Annotated in this window: 27 protein-coding genes; 6 read left to right on the forward strand and 21 right to left on the reverse strand. The window is 30.0% G+C overall.

Annotated features, from left to right (window positions below; all coding sequences use genetic code 11):
- Window positions 1-40: 40 nt before the first annotated feature.
- On the forward strand, window positions 41-508 hold the full coding sequence (locus CLV91_RS07145) for an Lrp/AsnC family transcriptional regulator (protein WP_121065398.1): 468 nt from the start codon (window positions 41-43) through the stop codon (window positions 506-508).
- Between the two features lie 56 nt (window positions 509-564).
- Here CLV91_RS07145 and CLV91_RS07150 read toward each other — a convergent pair whose 3' ends face one another.
- Window positions 565-1125: a DUF4136 domain-containing protein gene (locus tag CLV91_RS07150; protein WP_121065400.1), complete on the reverse strand. Its 561-nt coding sequence runs from the start codon at window positions 1123-1125 to the stop codon at window positions 565-567.
- Window positions 1126-1203: 78 nt separating this feature from the next.
- Window positions 1204-1362, reverse strand: coding sequence for a DUF5522 domain-containing protein (locus CLV91_RS16810; protein ID WP_170146709.1), 159 nt, complete (start codon window positions 1360-1362; stop codon window positions 1204-1206).
- 207 nt (window positions 1363-1569) lie between these two features.
- Between CLV91_RS16810 and CLV91_RS07155 the strand changes: the two genes are divergently transcribed.
- Genes CLV91_RS07155 through hemL form a run of 4 tightly spaced genes read left to right on the forward strand, consistent with a single transcriptional unit; the run spans window position 1570 to window position 4930 of the window.
- Entirely contained in the window at window positions 1570-1902 is a 333-nt protein-coding gene (locus CLV91_RS07155) for a hypothetical protein (RefSeq protein WP_121065403.1), read from the forward strand.
- An 11-nt stretch (window positions 1903-1913) separates the two neighbouring features.
- Window positions 1914-2822, forward strand: a complete 909-nt coding sequence (locus CLV91_RS07160) for a 1-aminocyclopropane-1-carboxylate deaminase/D-cysteine desulfhydrase (RefSeq protein WP_121065406.1) — start codon at window positions 1914-1916, stop codon at window positions 2820-2822.
- Window positions 2819-3634 carry a glucosaminidase domain-containing protein gene (locus CLV91_RS07165; RefSeq protein ID WP_121065409.1) on the forward strand — a complete coding sequence of 272 codons (816 nt, stop codon included), beginning with the start codon at window positions 2819-2821 and terminating at the stop codon, window positions 3632-3634. Before CLV91_RS07160 ends, CLV91_RS07165 begins: the two co-directional genes overlap by 4 nt.
- Window positions 3635-3652: 18 nt before the next feature.
- Window positions 3653-4930 carry a glutamate-1-semialdehyde 2,1-aminomutase gene (hemL, locus tag CLV91_RS07170; RefSeq protein ID WP_121065411.1) on the forward strand — a complete coding sequence of 426 codons (1278 nt, stop codon included), beginning with the start codon at window positions 3653-3655 and terminating at the stop codon, window positions 4928-4930.
- A 12-nt stretch (window positions 4931-4942) separates the two neighbouring features.
- Here the strand turns inward: hemL and CLV91_RS07175 are convergent, their stop codons facing one another.
- From CLV91_RS07175 to CLV91_RS07205, 7 genes are all read right to left on the reverse strand, one after another.
- Window positions 4943-5962: an adenosine deaminase gene (locus CLV91_RS07175; protein WP_121065414.1), complete on the reverse strand. Its 1020-nt coding sequence runs from the start codon at window positions 5960-5962 to the stop codon at window positions 4943-4945.
- Window positions 5963-6073: 111 nt separating this feature from the next.
- Entirely contained in the window at window positions 6074-7165 is a 1092-nt protein-coding gene (locus CLV91_RS07180) for a serine hydrolase domain-containing protein (RefSeq protein ID WP_121065417.1), read from the reverse strand.
- Window positions 7166-7350: 185 nt separating this feature from the next.
- Window positions 7351-8430 (reverse strand): alkene reductase, encoded by a 1080-nt coding sequence (locus CLV91_RS07185; protein WP_121065420.1) that lies wholly within the window; start codon window positions 8428-8430, stop codon window positions 7351-7353.
- Between the two features lie 4 nt (window positions 8431-8434).
- On the reverse strand, window positions 8435-9097 hold the full coding sequence (locus CLV91_RS07190; RefSeq protein ID WP_121065423.1) for a peroxiredoxin-like family protein: 663 nt from the start codon (window positions 9095-9097) through the stop codon (window positions 8435-8437).
- Between the two features lie 60 nt (window positions 9098-9157).
- The gene (locus CLV91_RS07195) at window positions 9158-9718 is read right to left on the reverse strand and encodes a TetR/AcrR family transcriptional regulator (protein ID WP_121065426.1); all 561 of its coding nucleotides are present in this window, start codon (window positions 9716-9718) and stop codon (window positions 9158-9160) included.
- Window positions 9719-9791: 73 nt separating this feature from the next.
- Window positions 9792-10394: a class I SAM-dependent methyltransferase gene (locus CLV91_RS07200; protein WP_121065429.1), complete on the reverse strand. Its 603-nt coding sequence runs from the start codon at window positions 10392-10394 to the stop codon at window positions 9792-9794.
- A 2-nt stretch (window positions 10395-10396) separates the two neighbouring features.
- A complete protein-coding gene (locus CLV91_RS07205; RefSeq protein ID WP_121065432.1) occupies window positions 10397-11332 on the reverse strand; it encodes an NAD(P)/FAD-dependent oxidoreductase in 936 nt (311 codons plus the stop codon).
- Between the two features lie 115 nt (window positions 11333-11447).
- Between CLV91_RS07205 and CLV91_RS07210 the strand changes: the two genes are divergently transcribed.
- Window positions 11448-11822: a Fur family transcriptional regulator gene (locus tag CLV91_RS07210; protein ID WP_121065435.1), complete on the forward strand. Its 375-nt coding sequence runs from the start codon at window positions 11448-11450 to the stop codon at window positions 11820-11822.
- A gap of 264 nt (window positions 11823-12086) precedes the next feature.
- Here the strand turns inward: CLV91_RS07210 and CLV91_RS07215 are convergent, their stop codons facing one another.
- From CLV91_RS07215 to CLV91_RS07270, 12 genes are all read right to left on the reverse strand, one after another.
- A complete protein-coding gene (locus tag CLV91_RS07215; protein ID WP_170146710.1) occupies window positions 12087-12785 on the reverse strand; it encodes an aspartate/glutamate racemase family protein in 699 nt (232 codons plus the stop codon).
- 100 nt (window positions 12786-12885) lie between these two features.
- The gene (locus CLV91_RS07220) at window positions 12886-13425 is read right to left on the reverse strand and encodes an NADPH-dependent FMN reductase (protein ID WP_121065441.1); all 540 of its coding nucleotides are present in this window, start codon (window positions 13423-13425) and stop codon (window positions 12886-12888) included.
- Between the two features lies 1 nt (window position 13426).
- Window positions 13427-13882: a DoxX family protein gene (locus CLV91_RS07225; protein ID WP_121065444.1), complete on the reverse strand. Its 456-nt coding sequence runs from the start codon at window positions 13880-13882 to the stop codon at window positions 13427-13429.
- A gap of 8 nt (window positions 13883-13890) precedes the next feature.
- Window positions 13891-14544 carry a hypothetical protein gene (locus CLV91_RS07230; RefSeq protein WP_121065447.1) on the reverse strand — a complete coding sequence of 218 codons (654 nt, stop codon included), beginning with the start codon at window positions 14542-14544 and terminating at the stop codon, window positions 13891-13893.
- Between the two features lie 52 nt (window positions 14545-14596).
- Window positions 14597-15178: a Crp/Fnr family transcriptional regulator gene (locus tag CLV91_RS07235; RefSeq protein ID WP_121065450.1), complete on the reverse strand. Its 582-nt coding sequence runs from the start codon at window positions 15176-15178 to the stop codon at window positions 14597-14599.
- 88 nt (window positions 15179-15266) lie between these two features.
- Window positions 15267-15902, reverse strand: a complete 636-nt coding sequence (locus tag CLV91_RS07240; RefSeq protein WP_121065453.1) for an MOSC domain-containing protein — start codon at window positions 15900-15902, stop codon at window positions 15267-15269.
- A 165-nt stretch (window positions 15903-16067) separates the two neighbouring features.
- Window positions 16068-16421: a DoxX family protein gene (locus CLV91_RS07245; RefSeq protein ID WP_121065456.1), complete on the reverse strand. Its 354-nt coding sequence runs from the start codon at window positions 16419-16421 to the stop codon at window positions 16068-16070.
- Between the two features lies 1 nt (window position 16422).
- Window positions 16423-17283, reverse strand: coding sequence for an SDR family oxidoreductase (locus CLV91_RS07250; protein WP_121065459.1), 861 nt, complete (start codon window positions 17281-17283; stop codon window positions 16423-16425).
- 51 nt (window positions 17284-17334) lie between these two features.
- Entirely contained in the window at window positions 17335-17886 is a 552-nt protein-coding gene (locus CLV91_RS07255; RefSeq protein ID WP_121065462.1) for a TetR/AcrR family transcriptional regulator, read from the reverse strand.
- Window positions 17887-18010: 124 nt separating this feature from the next.
- Window positions 18011-19033: a phosphotriesterase family protein gene (locus CLV91_RS07260; protein ID WP_121065807.1), complete on the reverse strand. Its 1023-nt coding sequence runs from the start codon at window positions 19031-19033 to the stop codon at window positions 18011-18013.
- Between the two features lie 172 nt (window positions 19034-19205).
- Window positions 19206-19565, reverse strand: a complete 360-nt coding sequence (locus tag CLV91_RS07265; protein WP_211333195.1) for a VOC family protein — start codon at window positions 19563-19565, stop codon at window positions 19206-19208.
- A gap of 116 nt (window positions 19566-19681) precedes the next feature.
- Window positions 19682-21157, reverse strand: a complete 1476-nt coding sequence (locus tag CLV91_RS07270) for a serine hydrolase domain-containing protein (RefSeq protein WP_121065468.1) — start codon at window positions 21155-21157, stop codon at window positions 19682-19684.
- Window positions 21158-21232: the final 75 nt, after the last annotated feature.

Raw genomic sequence — 21232 nt, forward strand, 5'->3', positions numbered from 1 at the left:
CTTTTGAGTTGAATTTTATGGTGTTGAAACAGGAAAATTTATGGAACAAAAAATAGATAGTATAGATAGAAAAATATTGCAGATATTAGAGAAAGATGCAAAAACTAATGCTAAAGAAATAGCAGAACGGTTGCAAATGACCAAAACCCCTGTGTATGATCGTATAAGAAGATTAGAGCAGAATGGTTTTATTTCTAAGTACGTTGCTATTATAGATAAAAATAAAGTAGAGCCAAGTATTACTGTTTTTAGCTTTGTATCCTTAGATGCTCAAAAGGAACGCTTAATGGATGATTTTGCTGCTAGTGTAAAAAAGTATCCAGAAGTAGTAGAGTGTTTTGTAGTAGGTGGGGAGTTCGATTTTTTGTTAAAAATAGTAGTTAAAGATTTAGATGACTATTTTAAGTTCTCCAAAGATAAGGTAGCATCTTTGCCACATATAGGAATGGTTAAAAGTGCATTTGTTTTAAACGAAGTAAAAGACAGTACTTATTTTCCTTTATTATAAAAAAGAGAGAGCTGTTTAGCTAAACAACTCTCTCTTTTAAATTCATGTACAGATGCTTATTTTACAGCCATTATTTGTGGCGGATAAGCTTTTAATATCTCTCCTACAAATTCCTGAATACGTTCTTCCTTCTTTTCTATGCTTTTAGATTGGGAAAGAGTTCCTATTCCTTTTCCTTGCCAAACTAATTCTTTGCTTTTAGAATCAATTAAATCTATATAAAGAGAGCCTTGTGTTCTGGTGCTTACTTGTGTGCCATTGTTCCATCCTGGCCCCCAGTAATAAGGGTTCCAGCCCCAACCAAAACCACCGCCCCAGTAGTTATTGTAAACATCAACTTGTTCTTTCTCTTTAGTGAAAATACTTACCAAGATATCTGGAGAATTAGATTTTGTAAATCCTCTTATAGCCATTTCAGAATCAATAGCTCTTAAAATTCTTTTTTTATCTAAATCAGAAATTTGAGCTTTATCAATACCAGTCTTGTAAAACGCATAGGATTTATACGAATTAAAATTAGCATCTTTATCATAATCAGAAAGTACGCGTACCGAGGTACAAGAACTTAATACAGCCAATAGTAATATTGGTATTGCGAGTAATTGTAGTTTTTTCATAACAACTATATTTTTTGGGATTAGAATAGATTTTTTGTAATTAAAACATCTCAAAAATCATGCCGAATAAACACTTTGCTATTGTCTGTTTGTCTTTGCATTGTAGCCATAGGGGCAATGTCTGCAACCACTTTCACAACAATATCCTCTTTTTAAATGAAATTGTTCTGTAAATACTTTATACCCTTCTTTAGATAAGTAAAAATCACCTTCTTCTAACGGAATAATCTCTTTCATGTACAGTAAATAGCTTATAAAGTTTTGCTATAAAATTAAGGATTCTTTGTTGATAACTGCCTTATGCCCACTAGAAACCTATACATTTTAGTAAGGTTTATAGGTTTTTTATTCTTTAATCGATTTTGTTTGTATGTAAATCTAGTAACTTTTTAAGATTAAAAAATTACAATTATCTTTGGGGATAAGCGTTTGTAAAAAGTATTTATGATATTAATATTCAAACATTTCTTCTATAAAAATTACGTAGGCTTGTCTTTATGGCCTTTTATAATTCTAAAGGATACTACCTTAAAAGAAGATATTGTACTTATTAATCACGAAAAAATACACCTTAAACAACAGCAAGAATTGCTTATTCTTCCTTTTTATATTTGGTATATAACAGAGTGGCTTTTACGTAGTGTTTTTTATTTAAACACTTATAAAGCATATCAAAATATTAGCTTTGAGCGCGAAGCTTATTATAATGAGAATAATTTAGATTATTTAAATCAAAGAAAGTTTTTCAGCTTTATTAAATACCTTTGGCGTAGTTAAACAAAAGTTTAGTGCAAACGCAAAATCAAAAAGTAAATCATCCATTACTTATAGAGAAGCAAATTTCGTTGTATATAAAACGAGAAGATTTAATACACCCATTAATTTCGGGTAATAAGTATCGTAAATTAAAATACAATATACTAGCTGCAAAAGAAGCAAAACAAGATACGTTACTAACTTTTGGCGGAGCCTACTCTAATCATATCGCTGCAACTGCTTATGCAGGTATGCAAGAAGGTTTAAAAACTATTGGTATTATTAGAGGAGAAGAACTGCAAGATAAATGGCAAAATAATGCCACTTTACTTTTAGCAAAAGAACATGGTATGCATTTTAAATTTGTTAGTAGAGAGGCGTATAGGTTTAAAGAAACACCAGAATTTATAAACGAATTAAAGAAAGAATTTAAAGATTTTTATTTATTACCAGAAGGCGGTAGTAATTCTCTAGCAATAAAAGGTTGTGAAGAAATTTTATCTTCTAAGGATAGTGAATTTAATGTAATTACTACAGCAGTAGGTACAGGAGGCACTATTTCTGGTATAATAAATGCATCTAACAAAGAACAAAAAGTAATTGGTTTTCCTGCTTTAAAAGGCAATTTTTTACAAGAAGATATTCGTAAATTTGCAAGCAAAATAAATTGGGAGCTTCAAAATAAATATCATTTTGGAGGTTATGGTAAGGTTTCTCCAGAATTAATTCAATTTATTAATGCTTTTAAAAAGGAAACCAATATTCTTTTAGACCCAATCTATACAGGTAAAATGGTTTATGGTTTACTAGAAATGATAAAAGAAGATAATTTTAAGCCTGGAACAAAAATTTTAGCAATCCATACAGGAGGCTTACAAGGTATAAAAGGAATGAATACAGTTTTAAAAAATAAAAAGCAACCTTTAGTAATTGTTGAATGAAAAAATATAGTTTTCTTATTTGTGTAATTCTTTTAGTAGTTGGTTGTAAATCAAAAAAAACAACCATACGTTCTGGTAAATTAAAAACCGATAATGTAGTTTCTCATAAAAAGAAAACACCCGTAAAAACATATAAAGACCTGCCAAAAGACGAGGGAAAGTTTGTTTATTTTAAATTTAATACGGCTCAAGAATATATTGATACTTTTTCAGAAATTGCTCAGATAGAAATGATGGCTTATGGTATTCCTGCAAGTATAACTTTAGCACAAGGATTATTAGAAAGTGGTTATGGAAAAGGAGAATTAGCCATGAAAACTAATAATCATTTTGGAATAAAATGCCATACAGGTTGGGAGGGCGATTATGATTTTCATGATGATGATGAAAAGGGAGAGTGTTTTAGAAAGTACAACCATCCAAGATATTCTTATAGAGACCACAGTGTTTTTTTAACAACAAGGTCTAGATATGCTTTTTTGTTTGATTATCATCATAAGGATTATAAAGCATGGGCTAAAGGACTCCGAAAAGCAGGATATGCAACTGATAAAAAATATCCGCAAAAACTTATTTACTTAATTGATAAATATCAATTATATAATTATGATACTCCTTCAGGAAGTGTAACAAACGTAAAAAGAAAACCAATAATAGTGCCTAAAGCAAATTCTAAAAAACACATTGTTCAAAAAGGAGATACCTTGTATTCTATCTCAAGAAAATATTTTGTGTCTGTAGAAGAATTAATGCGAATAAATAGAATGCAAAACACCAATTTGTCTATTGGCCAGGAACTTGTTGTAAAATAAAATAGCAATTATAAAAAGATGATTTATAAAAGAAGTAGTGCCTTATTTAATGATGCTAAAAAATATATTCCTGGAGGTGTAAATTCTCCAGTACGTGCTTTTAAAGCAGTTGGCGGGGATCCAATCTTTGTAAAAGAAGCAAAAGGAGCATATTTGTATGATGAGGATGGTAATACACTTATAGATTATATAGCTTCTTGGGGTCCATTAATATTAGGGCATGCCTATGAGCCAGTTATAAATGCCATTGTAGCTAAAGCTAAAAAAGGAACTTCTTTTGGGATGCCCACAGAGATAGAAACAGATTTGGCTAAACTAGCAGTTTCTATGGTTCCTAATATAGATAAAATACGTTTTGTTAATAGCGGTACCGAGGCTTGTATGAGTGCGGTTCGTTTAGCAAGAGGATATACCGGAAAAGATAAAATCATAAAATTTGCTGGATGTTACCATGGTCATTCCGATTCTTTTTTAATACAAGCGGGTAGTGGTGCAGTTACTTTTGGGAGCCCAAATAGTCCAGGGGTTACGCAAGGAACAGCAAAAGATACTTTATTAGCAAATTATAATGATTTGGCAAGTGTAAAAGCTTTAACAGGAGCCAATGCTGGTGAAATTGCTGCAATTATTATAGAGCCAATAGCAGGTAATATGGGATGTATTATTCCTACTTCTGAATTTATTACTGGCCTAAGAGAACTTTGTACAAAAGAAGGTATTTTATTAATTTTTGATGAGGTAATGACAGGTTTTCGTTTAGGAACCGGTGGTGCACAAGAAGCCTTAGGTATAGATGCAGATATTGTTACTTTTGGAAAAGTAATAGGTGGTGGTCTACCTGTTGGTGCTTTTGCTGCTCGTAATGAAATTATGAGTTATTTAGCTCCAGACGGCCCCGTATACCAAGCAGGAACACTTAGTGGTAACCCATTAGCAATGAGTGCAGGTTTGGCAATGCTTACCCAGTTAAATAATAACCCAGAAGTTTTTAAGAGCCTTGCAGAAAAAACAGAATATTTGCATAATGGTTTTAATACTGTTTTAAAAACCAAAGATATTCCATACCAAATAAACCGTTATGGTAGTATGATTTCTGTTCATTTTACAGATACTCCAGTAGTAGATTTTGCTACCTCGGCAAAAGGGAATAATGATACTTTTAAGAAGTATTTTCATGGCATGTTAGAGCAGGGTATTTATTTGCCACCTTCTGCTTTTGAAAGTTATTTTTTAAATGATGCTTTGTCTTATGAAGATTTAGATAAAACTATTGAAGCAATAGATAAGGTGTTTTAATTTACAGTTTTTTTATAAAGAATTAAAATAATTCTTTACCTCTAAAATATGCTTTTCTTTAACATTAGAAGATAACCAACTTGCTTCAAAAGCATTAATTGCCAATTGCATTATCTGCCTTTTATTTAGGTTTAAAGCTTTTGCTGTTTCGTAAAAATTAGCATTCATATAGCCACCAAAATATGCAGGGTCATCAGAATGTATAGTCGCAATAATTCCTTTTTCCAGCATTTTTGCAACAGGGTGTTCTTCCATTTTAGAAATTACTTTAAGTGCTACATTGCTTAATGGGCATAAGGTTAGGGGAATCTTTTCTTTAACTAACCTTTGAACTAGCTTTTCATCATCTAAACAACGATTTCCATGGTCTATTCTTATAACCTTTAAAAGGTCTAAAGCTTCCCAAATATAATCTACAGGGCCTTCTTCGCCAGCATGAGCTACTAATTTGTAACCGTGTTTTGCAGAAGCTTTAAAAACTTGAACAAATTTGCTAGGTGGGTTTCCAATTTCAGAAGAGTCTAAACCAACACCATCAATCCAATCTTTATAAGGCAATGAAGATTCTAATGTTTTAAAAGCTTCTTCTTCACTTAAATGCCTTAAATAAGACATAATTAGTTTGTAAGAAATGTTTAATTCTTGTTTAGCTTTTTCTAATGCTTTATAAATGCCATTAATAACAACGGCAAAATCTACACCTCTATCTGTATGCGTTTGCGGGTCAAAGAACACTTCTACATGCACAACATTTTGATCGTGTACTTTGTTTAGATAAGCCCATGTTAAATCATAAAAATCTTGTTCATATAACAACACTTTAGCACCAGTATAGTATATATCTAAAAATTCTTGAAGATTATTAAATTGGTATGCTTTTTTTAAAGAATCTATAGAATCATAATCTAAAATTATATTATTTCTTTTAGCTATCTGGAACATAAGTTCGGGCTCAAAACTACCTTCAATATGTAAATGGAGTTCTGCTTTAGGAATACCTTTAATAACTTTTTTAAGATTAGGAAATGCCATAAAATTATACTAGTTAAGACTAGGATTAATGTAAATATTTAGGTTGAATTTTTATAAAAATACATAAGTAATTTTATAAATCTCCTAAAAGTATAGGAATACTAATTTTTATTATTTAGTGACAATACTAGGTAAAAACACTTTTTGCATTATTTCAAATGCTAATTTGTCTTCGTGAGAATTATATGCACCACCAGTAAATATGGCAACTATATTCATTTTGGGTATAATCATAATGTATTGCCCACCATTTCCTGTTGCGGTTTTTGAATTTATAATTTCATTATTTACTTGGTACGGTATAGACCACCAAAAGTAGCCATAGTTAATTCCTGTAATTTTTGTTTTAGGAGTGGTAGACTCATTAACCCATTTCTGCGAAACAATTTGCTTTTTATTCCACATTCCGTTATTAAGTATTAATACTCCTATTTTTGCAATATCTCGGGAGGTCATATATAACCTTTTCCCAGAGGAAAGTATTTTTTTGTCTGATGTATGGCCCCAATATAAATTTGTTATTCCTAATGGGGTAAATAAATACTTTTGTGCAAATTCTTGGATTGTTATCCCGGATGCCCGACTTATTATTTCTGCTATAAGAATTGCACCCATAGAACAATAAGTAGAAACTTCTCCAGGTTCATTTATAACTGGTAAGTTAAGTGTGTACTTAAGCCAATCCTTTTTTTTGTAAACTTTGTCCTCTTGCCCTTTAGATTTTTTATCCCAATCATTACAATCTAATCCGCTGGACATTGTTAAAAGATGCTTTATAGTTATTTTTTCTTTTCTGGGATCTAGGTTTTTAGTTGGAATACAACCTTTTAAGTATTTTAAAATTGGGTCATTAATATTTTGAATAAAACCTTTATCAATAGCAATTCCCATTAAAATGGATCGTATACTTTTTGTAGTGGAACGTAAGTCATGGGGTTGGTTAGCTAATTGCCCATTAAAATACTCTTCAAGAATTAACTGATTATCTTTTACCAAAAGAACACTATGAATTTTATTTTCCCTATTCAGTATTTGGTTAAATAATTCATGTATTGCTGTTGTATCTACATTTTGGGCTAATAAAGTGTTAGTTTTCCAGCCGTCTGTACGTTCTTTAGGTTTAGAATACAAATAGGTGTTTTGCCCATGGCAGTATGCATTAATAAATAATGCTATTACGATTAATGAGGCTATATTTTTCATAAATCTTTAGTTAGATTTTTTTTTCATATTCCAAACAGTCTATTCTAATTTTGTGTATAAATAATTCATTTTTGCAACAAATTACAATAAACATTTTATCATTCCTTAAATACCACAAACTACATTACAAAAAAACGGTTTAAGATTACTCCTAAACCGTTTTTTTAAGGTTCTTTTAAAATCTATTATGCATTTTCTAGAGTAGGGTAGGTTAAATACCCTTCTTCGCCAGGAGTATACATGGTATTTTGATCTACCTCATTTAGCTCTGCACCTTCAGTAATACGAGCTATTAAATCAGGATTTGAAATAAAAGGAAAACCTATAGACACTAAGCTATCTTCATTTTCAGAAACTATTTTTTCAGCACGTTCTAAATCATAACCTAAACCGCCATTGTAAATTACAGTTCCATTAAATTTGGCGCCTAATTCTTGTAAATATCCTTCAGGAATTTTAGCGGACATGCCTGCCATATGTAAGTAAGCTAAATCTAAACTGTTTAACTGCTCTACTAAATAAGTATAAGTTTCTTGCATGGTATCAAAAATAAGCATATCATTAAATTCACTGAACGGAGAAATACGAATTCCGGTTTTATTGCTTCCAATTGCTTTGGCAATTTTGGTTGTTATCTCTAAAACAAAACGTGTTCTATTTTCTGTAGAACCACCATAATTGTCTGATCTTTGGTTAGCGCCAGTGTTGATAAACTGTTCAGCTAAATAACCGTTTGCGGCATGAATTTCAACTCCGTCAAAACCAGCTTCTATAGCGTTTCTAGCAGCTTGTACAAACTCATCTTGCGCTTGCGCAATATCTGCAATGGTCATTTCACGAGGTATAGAGTGTTCTTTTGCACCTTCACTTGTGAAAATTTCACCTGCAGCTTGTATTGCTGAAGGCGCAACTACTTCACCGCCTTCTGGTAAATTTAAGATATGTGCAATACGGCCTGTATGCATAATCTGAAGGAATATTTTTCCACCATTTTTATGCACAGCATCGGTTGTTTTTTTCCAACCAGCTATTTGCTCGTTAGAATATGCAGCAGGAATATTTGGGTAGCCTAATCCGTTTTTTGAAGGCGAAGTAGCTTCGGTAATAATTAAACCTGCACTGGAACGTAAACCGTAATACCTTGCCATAATATCATTTGGTGTGTTGCCTGTAGCACGAGAACGAGTCATTGGTGCCATAACCACATGGTTATTTAGATTTAAACTGTTTGATTTAAAAGCGGATAATAATTTTGAATTTTTCATTTTTTTATGATGGATTAGAAGAAAGGAATTTTGTTATTTCTGTTGGTTCTGCTCTGTTACGATATTCTGCATCTAAAAAGGCGTAAGCAATGGTTCCGTCTTCATTAATAATGTATGTTGCAGCTAATGGAAGCTCATTAGAATCGTCTCCATTGTAATTGTTTAAACCAAAAGAACTGTTGTAGCTTTTTGCAACGTCATCTGTAAGTTTGTAAACAATACCATATTCTTTAGCAATTTTGTTTCCTAAATCGCTCAATACTTCAAAATCTAGATTGTGCTTTTCTTTTGTGCTTAAAGAATTATCAGGAACTTCTGGCGTTAGTGCAATCAGGGTTGCGTTATTTGCATTAAAATTAGGTAATTCTTGCTGTAGTTCACGTAAAGTTAAATTACAAAAAGGACACCATCCACCTCTGTACCAGGTTAAAACTACTTTCCCTTTTTTAAGAAATTCTTGTAGTTCTACAGGATTGCCAAGGGCATTTTTTAAAATGAAATTTGGAGCGGTATCGCCCACATTTTTTGCATTTTCTAACACACCACTTTTGGTAACAGCCTTAATACCGTCATTGTATATTTTTATGATGGATGCATCTGCTTTAGATTCAAAGTTGTTTTTTACTTCGTCTAATTGTGTTTGTAAATTTTGTTCTTTTATTTCCATGTAATTATTATTTATATTAATTGTTTCTAAACAATCGGTTAGTTATAGATTAAAAAAAAGTTATATATACTTGAAAACCATTTTTATATAATTTTCAATATCTTTTTTAGAGCTTATTCTAGATGCGGTACTTAAAGAATGTAATGACAATGCTAAAAAATTTGCTTCTTCTAAAATAGTTTCCTCTGTTTTAGTACCCCTTAGCCTTAATTTTTTAATGATAATATCTTTTAAGTCTTTTCGCTGTTCTATTTGATTCATTACTAGGGCATCATCACTTTCTGCAAACTCGTTACGTGTATTTGTTATAAAACAACCCTTTAGTTTATCATTTAAATACCAGATGTTTAAAGAATCTTGGAATAGTCTTTTAATATCTTCTGTACCACCTTCAGAGTTTTTAAATCGTAAATAAATGTCCTTGGTGTTTTGATGATACAATTTTAAACATGCAATAAAAACACCATGTTTATTATTAAAGCTAGAGTAAATGGAAAACTTATTTATTCCCATTTCTTTTTCAAGCATTTGCATAGAAGTGCCTTTGTAGCCATGTTTCCAAAATACAGGCATGGCTTTTTTAATTACATCTACTTCGCAATAACTTTTAACTCTTGGCATTTTATATTTTATAATACAGCACAAAACTAACCAATCGGTTAGAAATAAAAAACATTTTAACTTTTATTTAATTTTATTCCTTTTTGCATTTTATAAAATACATAGGCTGGTTTTCTTCTACTTCATTTATTTCAAAAAGACCGTAAGCATTAAATTCCGCTTTTACAGCTTCTATGTCATAATAGAATATTTTTACTCCTTTATTAAATTCATATTGGTCTTTCTCAAAAGCTTTTCCTTTTCCAAAATTAATAGCGTTTTTTGTTATAGCAGTAAAAATCATGTAACCGTTTTTTGTAAGTTGGTTATAACAGTTATGTATAAGTTGTTTTCTATCTTTTTTATTAAGTAAATGAATTAGTGCATAACAAAAAATACCATTATATTTTTTATCTTCAAAAGGCATTTGTGTTACTGAGCCATGATAAATGGTGAAATTTTCTCCATAATTTTTATGCGCCAAATTAATAGCAGTTTTCGAGATTTCTATTCCTGTGACATCAAAACCATTTTCTTTAAATACCTGGGCATTTCTTCCGTATCCAATTCCAGGAATAAGAATATTTTTTGCAGAGTTTTTTAACAAAAAGTCTTTTGCCATAATAGTTGACCTTGAGGCATCAAGTCCCCACATCTCCTTTTTTTTATTAAAATTTTCTTCCCAGAATTCTGTCATTATTAGTTATAGATTTTAATTGCTTTAACGTTGTTAAAAGAAGCATCAGCTAGTTCTTTATTAATCACTGCTCCTGTAACATTACCAGCATAAACAGCATTTGCAACTGAGCGCATAGGAGTGCTATTATCTCCACATGCATAAATACCATTTACAGTGGTTTGAAACATAGAGTTTACTTTAAGGTGGCCATCTTCTGTTAGTTCACATCCCAATTCCATTGGTATAGTGGTATTTTGTTCAAAAGGGATTGCGGCATAAGCACAATCAAAGTTTTCTTTACTACCATCTTTAAAAATGATTTTTTCTAATTGCCCGTTAGTATGTACAATTTCAGAAATTTCTTTTTCAATAATAGCAATGTTATTCTGTTTAAATTTTAATATTTGTTCAGAACTAAAACCTGCTTTGCCAGAAGTAATAAGAGTACTATTTTTAGTTAAATTATGTACTAAAGGAGTAATATGTACTGCCTTTTCTCCATTGGTTATAATTGCTGTTTTTTTATTTTTTATCTCATACCCATGGCAATATGGGCAATGCACAACAGAAATTGCCCAACAATCTACAAACCCTTTTATTTTTGGTATTAAATCTTTAATTCCTGTAGCAAATACTAATTTCTTAGCTTTAAAAGTAGTATCTAAAGAAGTAGTAATTTCAAAGCCCTTTTTTGTTTTCTTTGCACCAGTTGCTAATGCTTCATAAAATGTTACAGTATCATACTTTAAAACTTGAGTTTTGGCAATTTTAGATATTTCTTGCGGTGTACTACCATCTTGTGTTAGAAAATTATGAGAATGTGGAGTTTGCCTATTACATGGTTTTCCTGAATCAATAATTAAAGTTTTTCTTAGGGAGCGTCCTAAAACCATTGCTGCGGAAAGTCCAGAATAGCTTCCGCCTATTATAATTACTTCATATTCATTTTGGTTCATGATAGTATTATATTAAAAATGTTAAGAAAAGTTATTTAATGCGAATAAGTCGCAATTAAGTATTTGTCAAATATAAAGTATTTTTTGTATTATTGCGACATATTCGCACTATAATATGAAAAGAAGAAATACACCTGCTAAAGAAGCGGTACTTAGTTTGCTGTCAAATTCAAAAAAAGCTTTAAGTCAAGATGCAATAGAAAAAGAGCTTAGTATAAATATTAATAGAGCAACTATATATAGAGTTTTAAACAGGTTTTGTGATGATAATATAGTACATAAAATTGTAGCAGAAGATGGTAAGCAATATTTTGCCATATGTAGAAAATGTGAAGAAACAAATAAAGTCCAGTATCATTTTCATTTTAGGTGTTTATCTTGTGATAGTATAGAGTGTCTTGAAACTCCTGTAAATTATTTGCTACCTAATGGTTACAAAGTTCAAAATGCAACTTGTGTCTTAACAGGAGTTTGTAATAATTGTTCTTAAATAATGTTTTAATTATTTTCTTAATTTGGATTCTTTCTTTTAGGGTAAGTCTTGTATTCTTTTTGAGTACGCATTAGTTTCCTAACTTTCTTGTGGAATAACGCAAAGTTCTTTTTAGATTTTTTGAGTGTTTAGATTTTATAAGGTCTATATAAGTTATCTAAGATAATTATTTGCCCAAATTGATACGCTAAATTTACGCTTCGTTTTTATAGATTTCTTTAATCTGTTCCTTATTCTATATAAACAGTCAGAGCAGACTTTTTATTCGCTAATCATCATCCTTACAATTGTATCTACATGTATTTTTGTGGAATCTAAAATTTCAATATTTTCAAAATCATCTTGATTAAGAATTAAAGGCAATTCTGTTCCGCCTAAAATTAAACCTTTAATGGCGTGTTTTTTAGATAAATCATGAACAATACTAATTAATTTATTTTTAGTCTCTTGTTGTATATTTCTATAAAGTAGTTCATTAATGTACTTGTCATGCACGTAATCCATTTGATTTTTTGTAGGGATTACTATATGTATGCCATGTTTTTTTGCAACATTTTGATAAAACCCATTGGTCATGGTCGAAATTGTCCCTAATAATCCAATTGTTTTAAGTTCTTTTGATTTAGCTATTTTACAAGTTTCTTCAACTATACTTACTAACGGGATGTTTACTTGTTTAGATAATTTATCAAAAATAATATGTGGAGTGTTTGATGCCATTGCACCAAAATCAACCTTTGCGTTTTCAATAATTTTTATCTTCTTGGCAAGAAACTCAACCAAAGAACTTTCGTCCTGGTTAGAAACGTGCTCTAAGACTTTGCTCATATCTATACTCTGAATTAAAAAATCTGGATAGGAATTAGAATTTGTTAGTTCTTTAAATTTCTTTATAATTTGTTGGTAATATTCAATCGTAGATTCAGGGCCAATTCCTCCAATTAATCCAAATTTTTTCATAAATTTTGTTACAGTTCTTTTTTTGCAAAACATTGGTAATGTTTCTACATTAAAGGTAGTAGTTTATAAGTTATTTGCTACACTTCTTTTTACCATTCTTTTATCCTTTATACACCTGTTCTTTAAAAAACTGTATTTTAAGGCTTAATTTTTCTTTTAATTTAGTATCAGAAATTTTATTTTCTTTAAAAGTTTCATAGAAATTTGGCAATGAAAAATCCCCAGTTACATTACCCCCTAGGAATGGAAAATATTCTTTTGCCGATTGTAAAACTGTTTTACCGCCTCTGTTACCAGGAGAAGTTGCTAACAATAATATTGGTTTATCTTTCCATACTTTAATGTCAATTCTAGATAACCAATCTAGAGTGTTTTTAAAAGCGGCCGTATAAGAACCATTATGCTCTGCTAATGATATAACCAATCCATCTGTATCTTCTATTTGCTTGCTTAGTTTTACTGCATTCTCAGGAATTCCAAATTCTGTTTCGAAGTCAATTCCGTAAAGTGGTAATTCGTAATCATTTAAATCTACAATGCTTACTTCAACATTATTAATTTTATTAGCGGTATAAATAGCGAGTTCTTTATTTATAGAGTTTTTACTATTACTTCCTCCTAAAGCTATTATGTTTTTCATCTTATTTTTTGTTTAAGTATTTTATAATCTGAGTATCTAGAGAAAATTTACCTGAACCATTTATTACCGTTGTAATTGCTAAACCTATAATCAATAAAGAATATTCATAACCTTCTCCTTTTTGAGCACCAAACCAATTCATAAAAAAACCATGTTCCATTTGTGCTGTAAAAATTATTCCTATGAATAGAAAAACTATGGCTAATGACCAAATTCTACTAGCAAACCCAAGTATTAAGAAAATGGCTCCAAAAAACTCTATTTTGATTACCAAAAATGCTATAATCCAAGAGAGTTGCATTTGGTTGGTTAAAGCATTTAAAGTTGCTGTATAGCCGTACCCTCCAAATAGGCCTAGCATTTTTTGAGCCCCATGAGGAAATAGTACTAATCCTAGTGTTAAACGAGCAATTAATTGCCCCCAATTGTCTTTTGTTTTAAGAATTTTACGTATCATTTTTATGTTTATTTGTTAATGAATATTTTTCTAACAAAAAAACCTATAGAGGTTTTTGTTATTGGATTTTTACCATATTGATCAAAGTCTGCTGCTAAACCAAATTGTGTTGTTTTATATGAAAGACCTGTTCTTATTTGTTGAAAACTTCTGGAATGTATCGAGAATTTATCCCAATGGGTAAGTATTTGAGCGCTTAATAACGCATTCCATTCTTTTTTTAATGGTTGTGTAAGTTGTATTTGAACAACTAATTCTCCGTTAATAAAATTACTGACTTCTAAATGAGCAACAGAAGGGATAACAACAAGAGAAAATCTTTTTGTTTTTACATTAAATAGTAAAGAGATCCTTTCAGAAAAACCAGCAACACTATTATAATAAAGAGATGGGCCAATTGATATTGATTTGCTAAAATTCCAAAAAGCTGTAGTTTGTACTCCCAGCTCATCAAAAATTATATTTTCCTTGTTATGATATTTTTGAAAAAAAGCTAAAGTTAGGATAGAAAATGTTTTTTTATCGTCGATTGGTCTATTTGAAAAAGAAGTAAAATCAGTTTTACCAATTCCAGAAGCAAATTCTAATTGTGTAAATTGAGCTACTACTTTTTGACTAATAACCAAAAAGAAAAAAATTAAAATAACATGTGTTTTTTTCATACTACAAAGAACAAACTCTTTGTATCTAGAAAAAATAATGTACATTAAGAAATTACATTGATGCCATTTTTTTTCTAAGCACACTCAAAAATTCAGGTGTAACACCTAAATAAGCAGCAATATTTTTTTGAGAAATTTTATTAATTAATGAAGGATATTTTTTGATGAAATTACGATAGCGATCTTCGGCGTTTAAAGAAATGTTCTGATCAGATTGTTGTATATAAGAAACCAATGATCTTTGATATAAGATTCTATAAAAACGTTCAAACTTTGGAATTTTTTCGAATAGTAAATCAAAATTTTCTTTTGAGATTTGTAACACTTCAGATTCTTCTAGCGCTTGTACAAAATAGTTTCCAGGTTGCTGTGTTATAAAACTAGCTATATCTCCGGACCACCAGTCCTTAACAGCAAACATAGATATATGTTCAGAACCTTTATCATCTATTTTGTAAATTTTTAAACAACCTTTAGTAGTAAAATAGTCGTATTTTGCAATTTCTCCTGGTTTAAGTAGAAACTCTTTTTTTTTAAGTTTTTTCTCTTTTAATAAAGAAATAAATAAGTCTTGTTCTTCTTGATTTAAGTCTATAAAACGACTAATGTTTTTTAAAATTAATTTGTAGTTCATTTTTTATAGGCATTACAGTAACTATTTTAAGATTAAGTATTTTTTATAATTACTGTTATCGTATAAGACTAGTTGTGTGGTTAAATACTTACTTTATATATTTACTTAATAGCATTCTTTTTTTTGGCGGAATAGCTTTACTGTTTACTACAATTTTCAGTAAATTTTGGTCTTTTTCTTTTGTATGAACTAAATAAAATAATTCAGATACAGTTAAACTAACTTTTGGACGTTCTATTAATAAGAATTCATCATTAATATTAACATATCCTTCCTCTAAAATACTTAAATATGTTCCTCCAAATCCATGTTTTATAAATTGTTTAAGTACTTTTTGAGTTCCAAATTTATATCCAAACTTATAGCATGGTTCTCTATATTGGGATACTTGCACTATTGTTTCTCCTACTTTATAAATATCACCTAAATATACATTTCTCTCATCAAAATTTGCAACGGTTAAATTTTCTCCAAACATTCCCCATGACCAATCAAGGTTTGGGTATAAATTTTTCCAATACGGATATTGTTCAGAAGAAAACAAGTAACAAGCTTTATAATATCCCCCATGATTTAGTCTATTCGACACCTCATCATTTATCACGTCATTTTTTGTCAAATATATCGGCTTATCTGTGGGCTTTTTATATATACCAGTGGTTTCTTCCTTTCCATTCCAAATGAATTTTGTAGGTTTTCCTATGTTAGTAGAAATAATTTTCATTAAGTGGTATTTTATACTCTATTTAAGGGTAATTGTCTAGTGTAAGAATAATAGCGTATTTAAATTTACTAAAATTTAAGTTAAACACAAAGACACAAAAGGCACAAAATTAGAAGGTTAATGCTTTCCTAGTTATTTTTTATATGCAATTTTTTGTCACAGTATTTATTTTAAAAGCTTATTCATATAAATGTTGGATATTATTAGAATTCCCATAAGTATTAGAAGTAAAATTATAATAAAGATAGAATCCTTATGTTTGATATGTGCAACTAAAGCCGTTATTAAAAATAATCCTACACCTGCATAACTCCATTCTTTTAGTTGCAAAGGCGCAAACGGTATTAGTAATACTATTGCAGCTATCAATTTTAATACGGCTAGTTCTATCCTGAAAAAGTCAGGAAAACCTAAAGCTCTAATTCCTTGAATTGTACTTTTACTGAATAAATAACTATAAGAGCTTAAGAAGAGAAAAGCAGATATTATTGCTGTTGAGAACCAATATATCACTTTCATATTACAAAAAACTATCTTGTAATTGTTGCACTATTTTGTGTCCATCTGGGTCAGCTTTAGTTTTTAACTTACAAAAATCTTCGGCCCACTGCGAAGTTCGGATTCTTAAAGGAGGATTTTCATTTTTAGCAATACCTAAAGCAACTTCTGCTACTTCCATTCCTGTTTGGTAAACTTGCTCTTTGCCCTCATTTGCTCTTTTTTGGTTTCCTGCCATATATCTTTCAAATATTGGTAAGTATTCGCCCGTTGCAAATTGTCCTTCAATCGCAGTTTTTTCAATAGCAGAAGTCATAAATTCTGTAGCTATTCCTCCTGGTTCAATACAAGTAATTTTGATATTGAAGGCATCACTAACATAGGTTGCAAGCCCTTCCATAAATCCTTCTACAGCAAATTTAGCTCCGCAATATAATTCGTTAAATGGTTGCCCAACCAAACCACCAACAGAAGTAATACTAATTATTTGTCCAGATTTTTGTTTTCTCATATAAGGTAATACAGCTTGTGTACAAAATACAACTCCATGATAATTTACATCTGTAACCCATCTAATTTCTTCTTCTGAAGCTTGTTCTGTTGTTTTTGCAAAACCTGCTCCAGCATTATTTACTAATACATCTATTTTTCCATCTTTTTCTATAATAGTCCTTACGGCTGATTCTATTGAATCTATTTTAGTTACATCTAAAGAGAGTATTTCTATATCAAGATTTTCTTCTTTAATTTTCTGTTTAAGCTTTTCTGATTTTTTAAGATTACGCATGGTAGCATATACTTTGTAATTGTTTTTGGCAAATAGAATTGCGCTTTCAAACCCTAAACCAGTTGATGTTCCTGTAATTAATACGTTTTTTTTCATAATTATTTTTTATTGGAGTGAATATTCATTCCAAATTATTGATAAATTTTTTTATTCTTTGATTGCGTCCCAAACCATTGTTACTTGATTTTTAAGAGAGGTTTGTTTTTTTTCTGTTTGATTAAAATACCATCTTAAATAGGATAATATAGCCCCACCTATAAACATTAAAATTTCTTCCGTTTCAATGTTTTTAAGAATCCGTTGTTGTTTTCCTAGTATTAAAAGTTCAAAAACAGGAGCAATAGATTTTTTACCTTCTTTTTTGCTGTTTGTCGTTATAATAGGAGACGCTTGAAGTTGTTCCATAAATTGGAAATAGTTAGGGTTGTTAATAAAGAAAGTAACAGCAATGGTAAAATAGTTTTCAAATTGAGTTTTAATTGGCTTATCCAATTCAAAGTTCTCAAAGATTAATTTTTCTTGTTTTTTTATATCTGTGTAAATTTCATTAATCAAGGCATCTTTATTTGGGAAGTAATTATAAATAGTTCCCATTCCGGTTTCTGCTGCCTTTCCAATAGCAGACATAGGAGTGTTATGTACTCCTTTTTCTACAAGGATTTTGAGAGCAGAAGATAATATGTTTTGTTTTTTATTCACTTTACAAAGATAATTAAAATGGAATGTTTATTCCAAAATTTACTCAGAATTTTTAAAATGGAAAGATTATTTCTTTAATTATTTTCTAATTTTTTAAAATGTACTTCAGGTTATGCCTTGAAGGTTATTTAACATTTTTATCTAAAGGCAGTTTTCTAACTCCTATAGCGAATGCTTTTGATGGATTAACAGACATCAATAATTTAAATTCATCATCTGTGAATCCATTTGATTTTAATTTTGGATATAGTTCTTTGAAAATATTTGTATACGGTTTAATAGTTTGATTTTCTTTTTGTGGATCATACCAACCAGAATCGTGCGAAATTAAAATTTTATCTAAAATCCCATTTCTTTTAGCAAATAGTATTTTTTCAATATGTTTTTCCAATTCCCAACCCAATCCGTCCAAACTTATCCAGCATCCCATCTCAGCAGCTTTTAGATAATTCTCATTATTATTTTCTTGGTAGGCATGTACCCAAATAAAAGACTCTGGTGAAACTCCCATTTCTTTTATAATTTTTAATTGCGGCCATAACCCTTTTCCTTCTCCAGTGTGTGATGCTATAGTTAAACCGGTTTTTAAATGCGTCAGTGCGGCAGCTTTTACAAGCTTTTGCTGTATTGTATCTAATGGATTTGTGTTATCAACACCAATTTTAATAAAACCAGGTTTAATAGAAGTTTTATCTATCCCATTCTCATATTCATTAATCCATTTTTCTGCAAGGTTTTTGGCTGTTATTTCATGAATATATTTAGGAATGTATTTATTATTTCGAGCTCCATAAAGGCCAGTATTTGTAATAATTCTAATTCCTGTTTTATTGGCTATTTTTTCAAGAAGCAATACATCTCTTCCTAAGAAATTAGGCGTGGCGTCAACAAAATACTTTACTCTAAATTCTTTAAGTTCTTCGAAATATGGAATAACTTTATTAATTATTGTATCATGGTTCCAACTTTGAGGCTGTATACTATCTGCCCCTATAAAATCAACTAAAATATGTTCGTGCGATAACCATATTTGATTTGTGTCTACTGGATGAACTCCTTTTACATCCTGTATTAATGGTTGTTGTGTCTTTAATGAGCACCCATAACCAAGTACTATGAAGAATAAAGCCAAATATTTTAGTTTCATAATTATTGATGCTTTTAATTCTATTAAATAAGCCATGTATAACAAACATAAATTTAGTTAAACTGATGCTATAATTATAGCCATTGTTACCACACGTTTTTATTTTTCAACTAGTCTTTTAATTTTTAATTTAGATTTTGAAATTAGTTTTTTGTTCATTCCTTGAGAAATTTCAGTTTTGTATGGGTGATGAAATATCAATTAAAACTCCATTAGGGTCTTTTAGTAGCAACCTTCTTTGTCCATAAAAAGTATCACTAGGTTCACTAATAACATCTAATTTTTCAGATAAAGCAGTCTCAAATATTTTGTCTACGTCCTGTACTACAAAAGTTATGTAAAAACCCTTTGGATATGATTGAAATTCTTGTGGTATTAGTTCCGTATTTTGGTCAATTATTCCTAATTCTAATTTTTTATCTTTTGAAATTAAATGAACAAACCATTCACTATCATAGTCCACATTAAAGTCAAATAATTTGATGTAGAAATCTCGACTTTCTGTTAAATTAGTAGAACAGATATTAGTCATTATTCGGTTTAATTTTTCCATATTTTTTATGTCAATGTGTGGTAACGTTAAATTGAATGAGTAGTGGCAGATTGCCTGCCATTACCTATATAAAATGTTGGCAACAGTTTTTCAATTTAGTTTTCTTTCAACAGTTCATTCAATGTGTTCTTTGACCCTTCACTACCTAATTCAACTGCTTTTGTATAACTCTTTATGGCTTCTTCTTTTTTGTCATATTTTAAGTAAGCTTCACCAAGTGAATCCCATAAATTACCATCTTCAGGGAATAATTTCACATTAAGTTTAAACAATTCTAACGCCCAATCAGGTTTGTCCTCTTTTTTCAATCTGCTATACCCTAATCGGTTTAGTATGGCATGGTTGTTAAATTCACTTTTAAGTTCTTTCTTTAAAAAATCGGTTAGTTTTTCTGCATTTGTAGATGGATTGGTTTTCATAAATTCATGAATCAATTCATAAATGTTCTTTGAAATTGGTGTTGCAGTATAATTGGAATCAAAAATCATTTTGCCAATTTCTCGAGCAACGTTTTCTGATTCACTACCTAAAAACGCATTTGTTATGTATATAACAACTACATCATCATCTATAAATCTAACAAAATCTGCAAAATACAATCCATTACTACCATTATGAGCAACGATTTTCTTGTCTCTTTTACTTTGAGATATTGCCCAACCATAACCATAGTACGAAGTCATTTTATCATTTTCGGCTACATAAGGTGTTTCTTGGATTTCTTTAGTTTTAGATGTTAAAACAACGTTGTTTTTTAAAACTAAATGCCATTTATATAAATCTTCAATGGTGGAATGAATGTCTCCCTTACCTATACTATACCAATGTTTATCGTTGTATGGTAGGTGTTGTTGGGTTGTTCCCCAATCTGTCCATTTTTCATCATTTGTATTATAGTAGTATCCATGTGCAAGCCTGTCTGTATTAAAGGTGATACTTTTATATCCTGTACTTGTCATTTCAGAAGGTTCAAATAAATTGTCATTTAGAAAAGAACTATACGTTTGTCCTGAAATCGACTCCAATATAATCGTTAACATGATGTAGTTAGCATTTGCATATTGGTACTTTGTGCCTGGTTTAGATTGTAATTCAGACTCGAAAAAATCTTTTTGAAACTGTTTTTTACTTGCTTCATTGTATCTAAAACCTCCTGTTCTATTAGAAATTCCTGATGTATGTGTTAATAATTGATGAATAGTTATATCCCTTTTATCAATAGGTGTCTGGGCAAAATATGTACTTATTTTATCTGATGTTTTAATTTTTCCTTGTTCTACAAGTTTTAAAATAGCTGATGCTGTAAATTGTTTAGTTACAGAACCAATATTAAAAACTGTTGATGGTGAGTTGGGTATTTTATTGTCCCTATCTGCCCATCCATATCCTTTAGATAAAATAATTTCACCCTTTTTAGAAACTAAAACAACTCCAGAAAAGCCATTTGTTACGCTTGACTCCAAATATGAGTCAATTCTATTGAAGAGCTTTTTATTAGTATTCTGAGAAAAAGAGTTTGAAGATGAAATAGTTAAAAAAACTATAATTAGTACTTTAATAGTTAAATTCATTTTATAGCTGTTTGATTGATTGATGATGAATAAGTCCACTTGTTTTCGATTATGTTACAGTTTTTTTTCAAATTA

The organism is Maribacter vaceletii, from assembly GCF_003634105.1.
Lineage (GTDB): Bacteria > Bacteroidota > Bacteroidia > Flavobacteriales > Flavobacteriaceae > Maribacter_B > Maribacter_B vaceletii.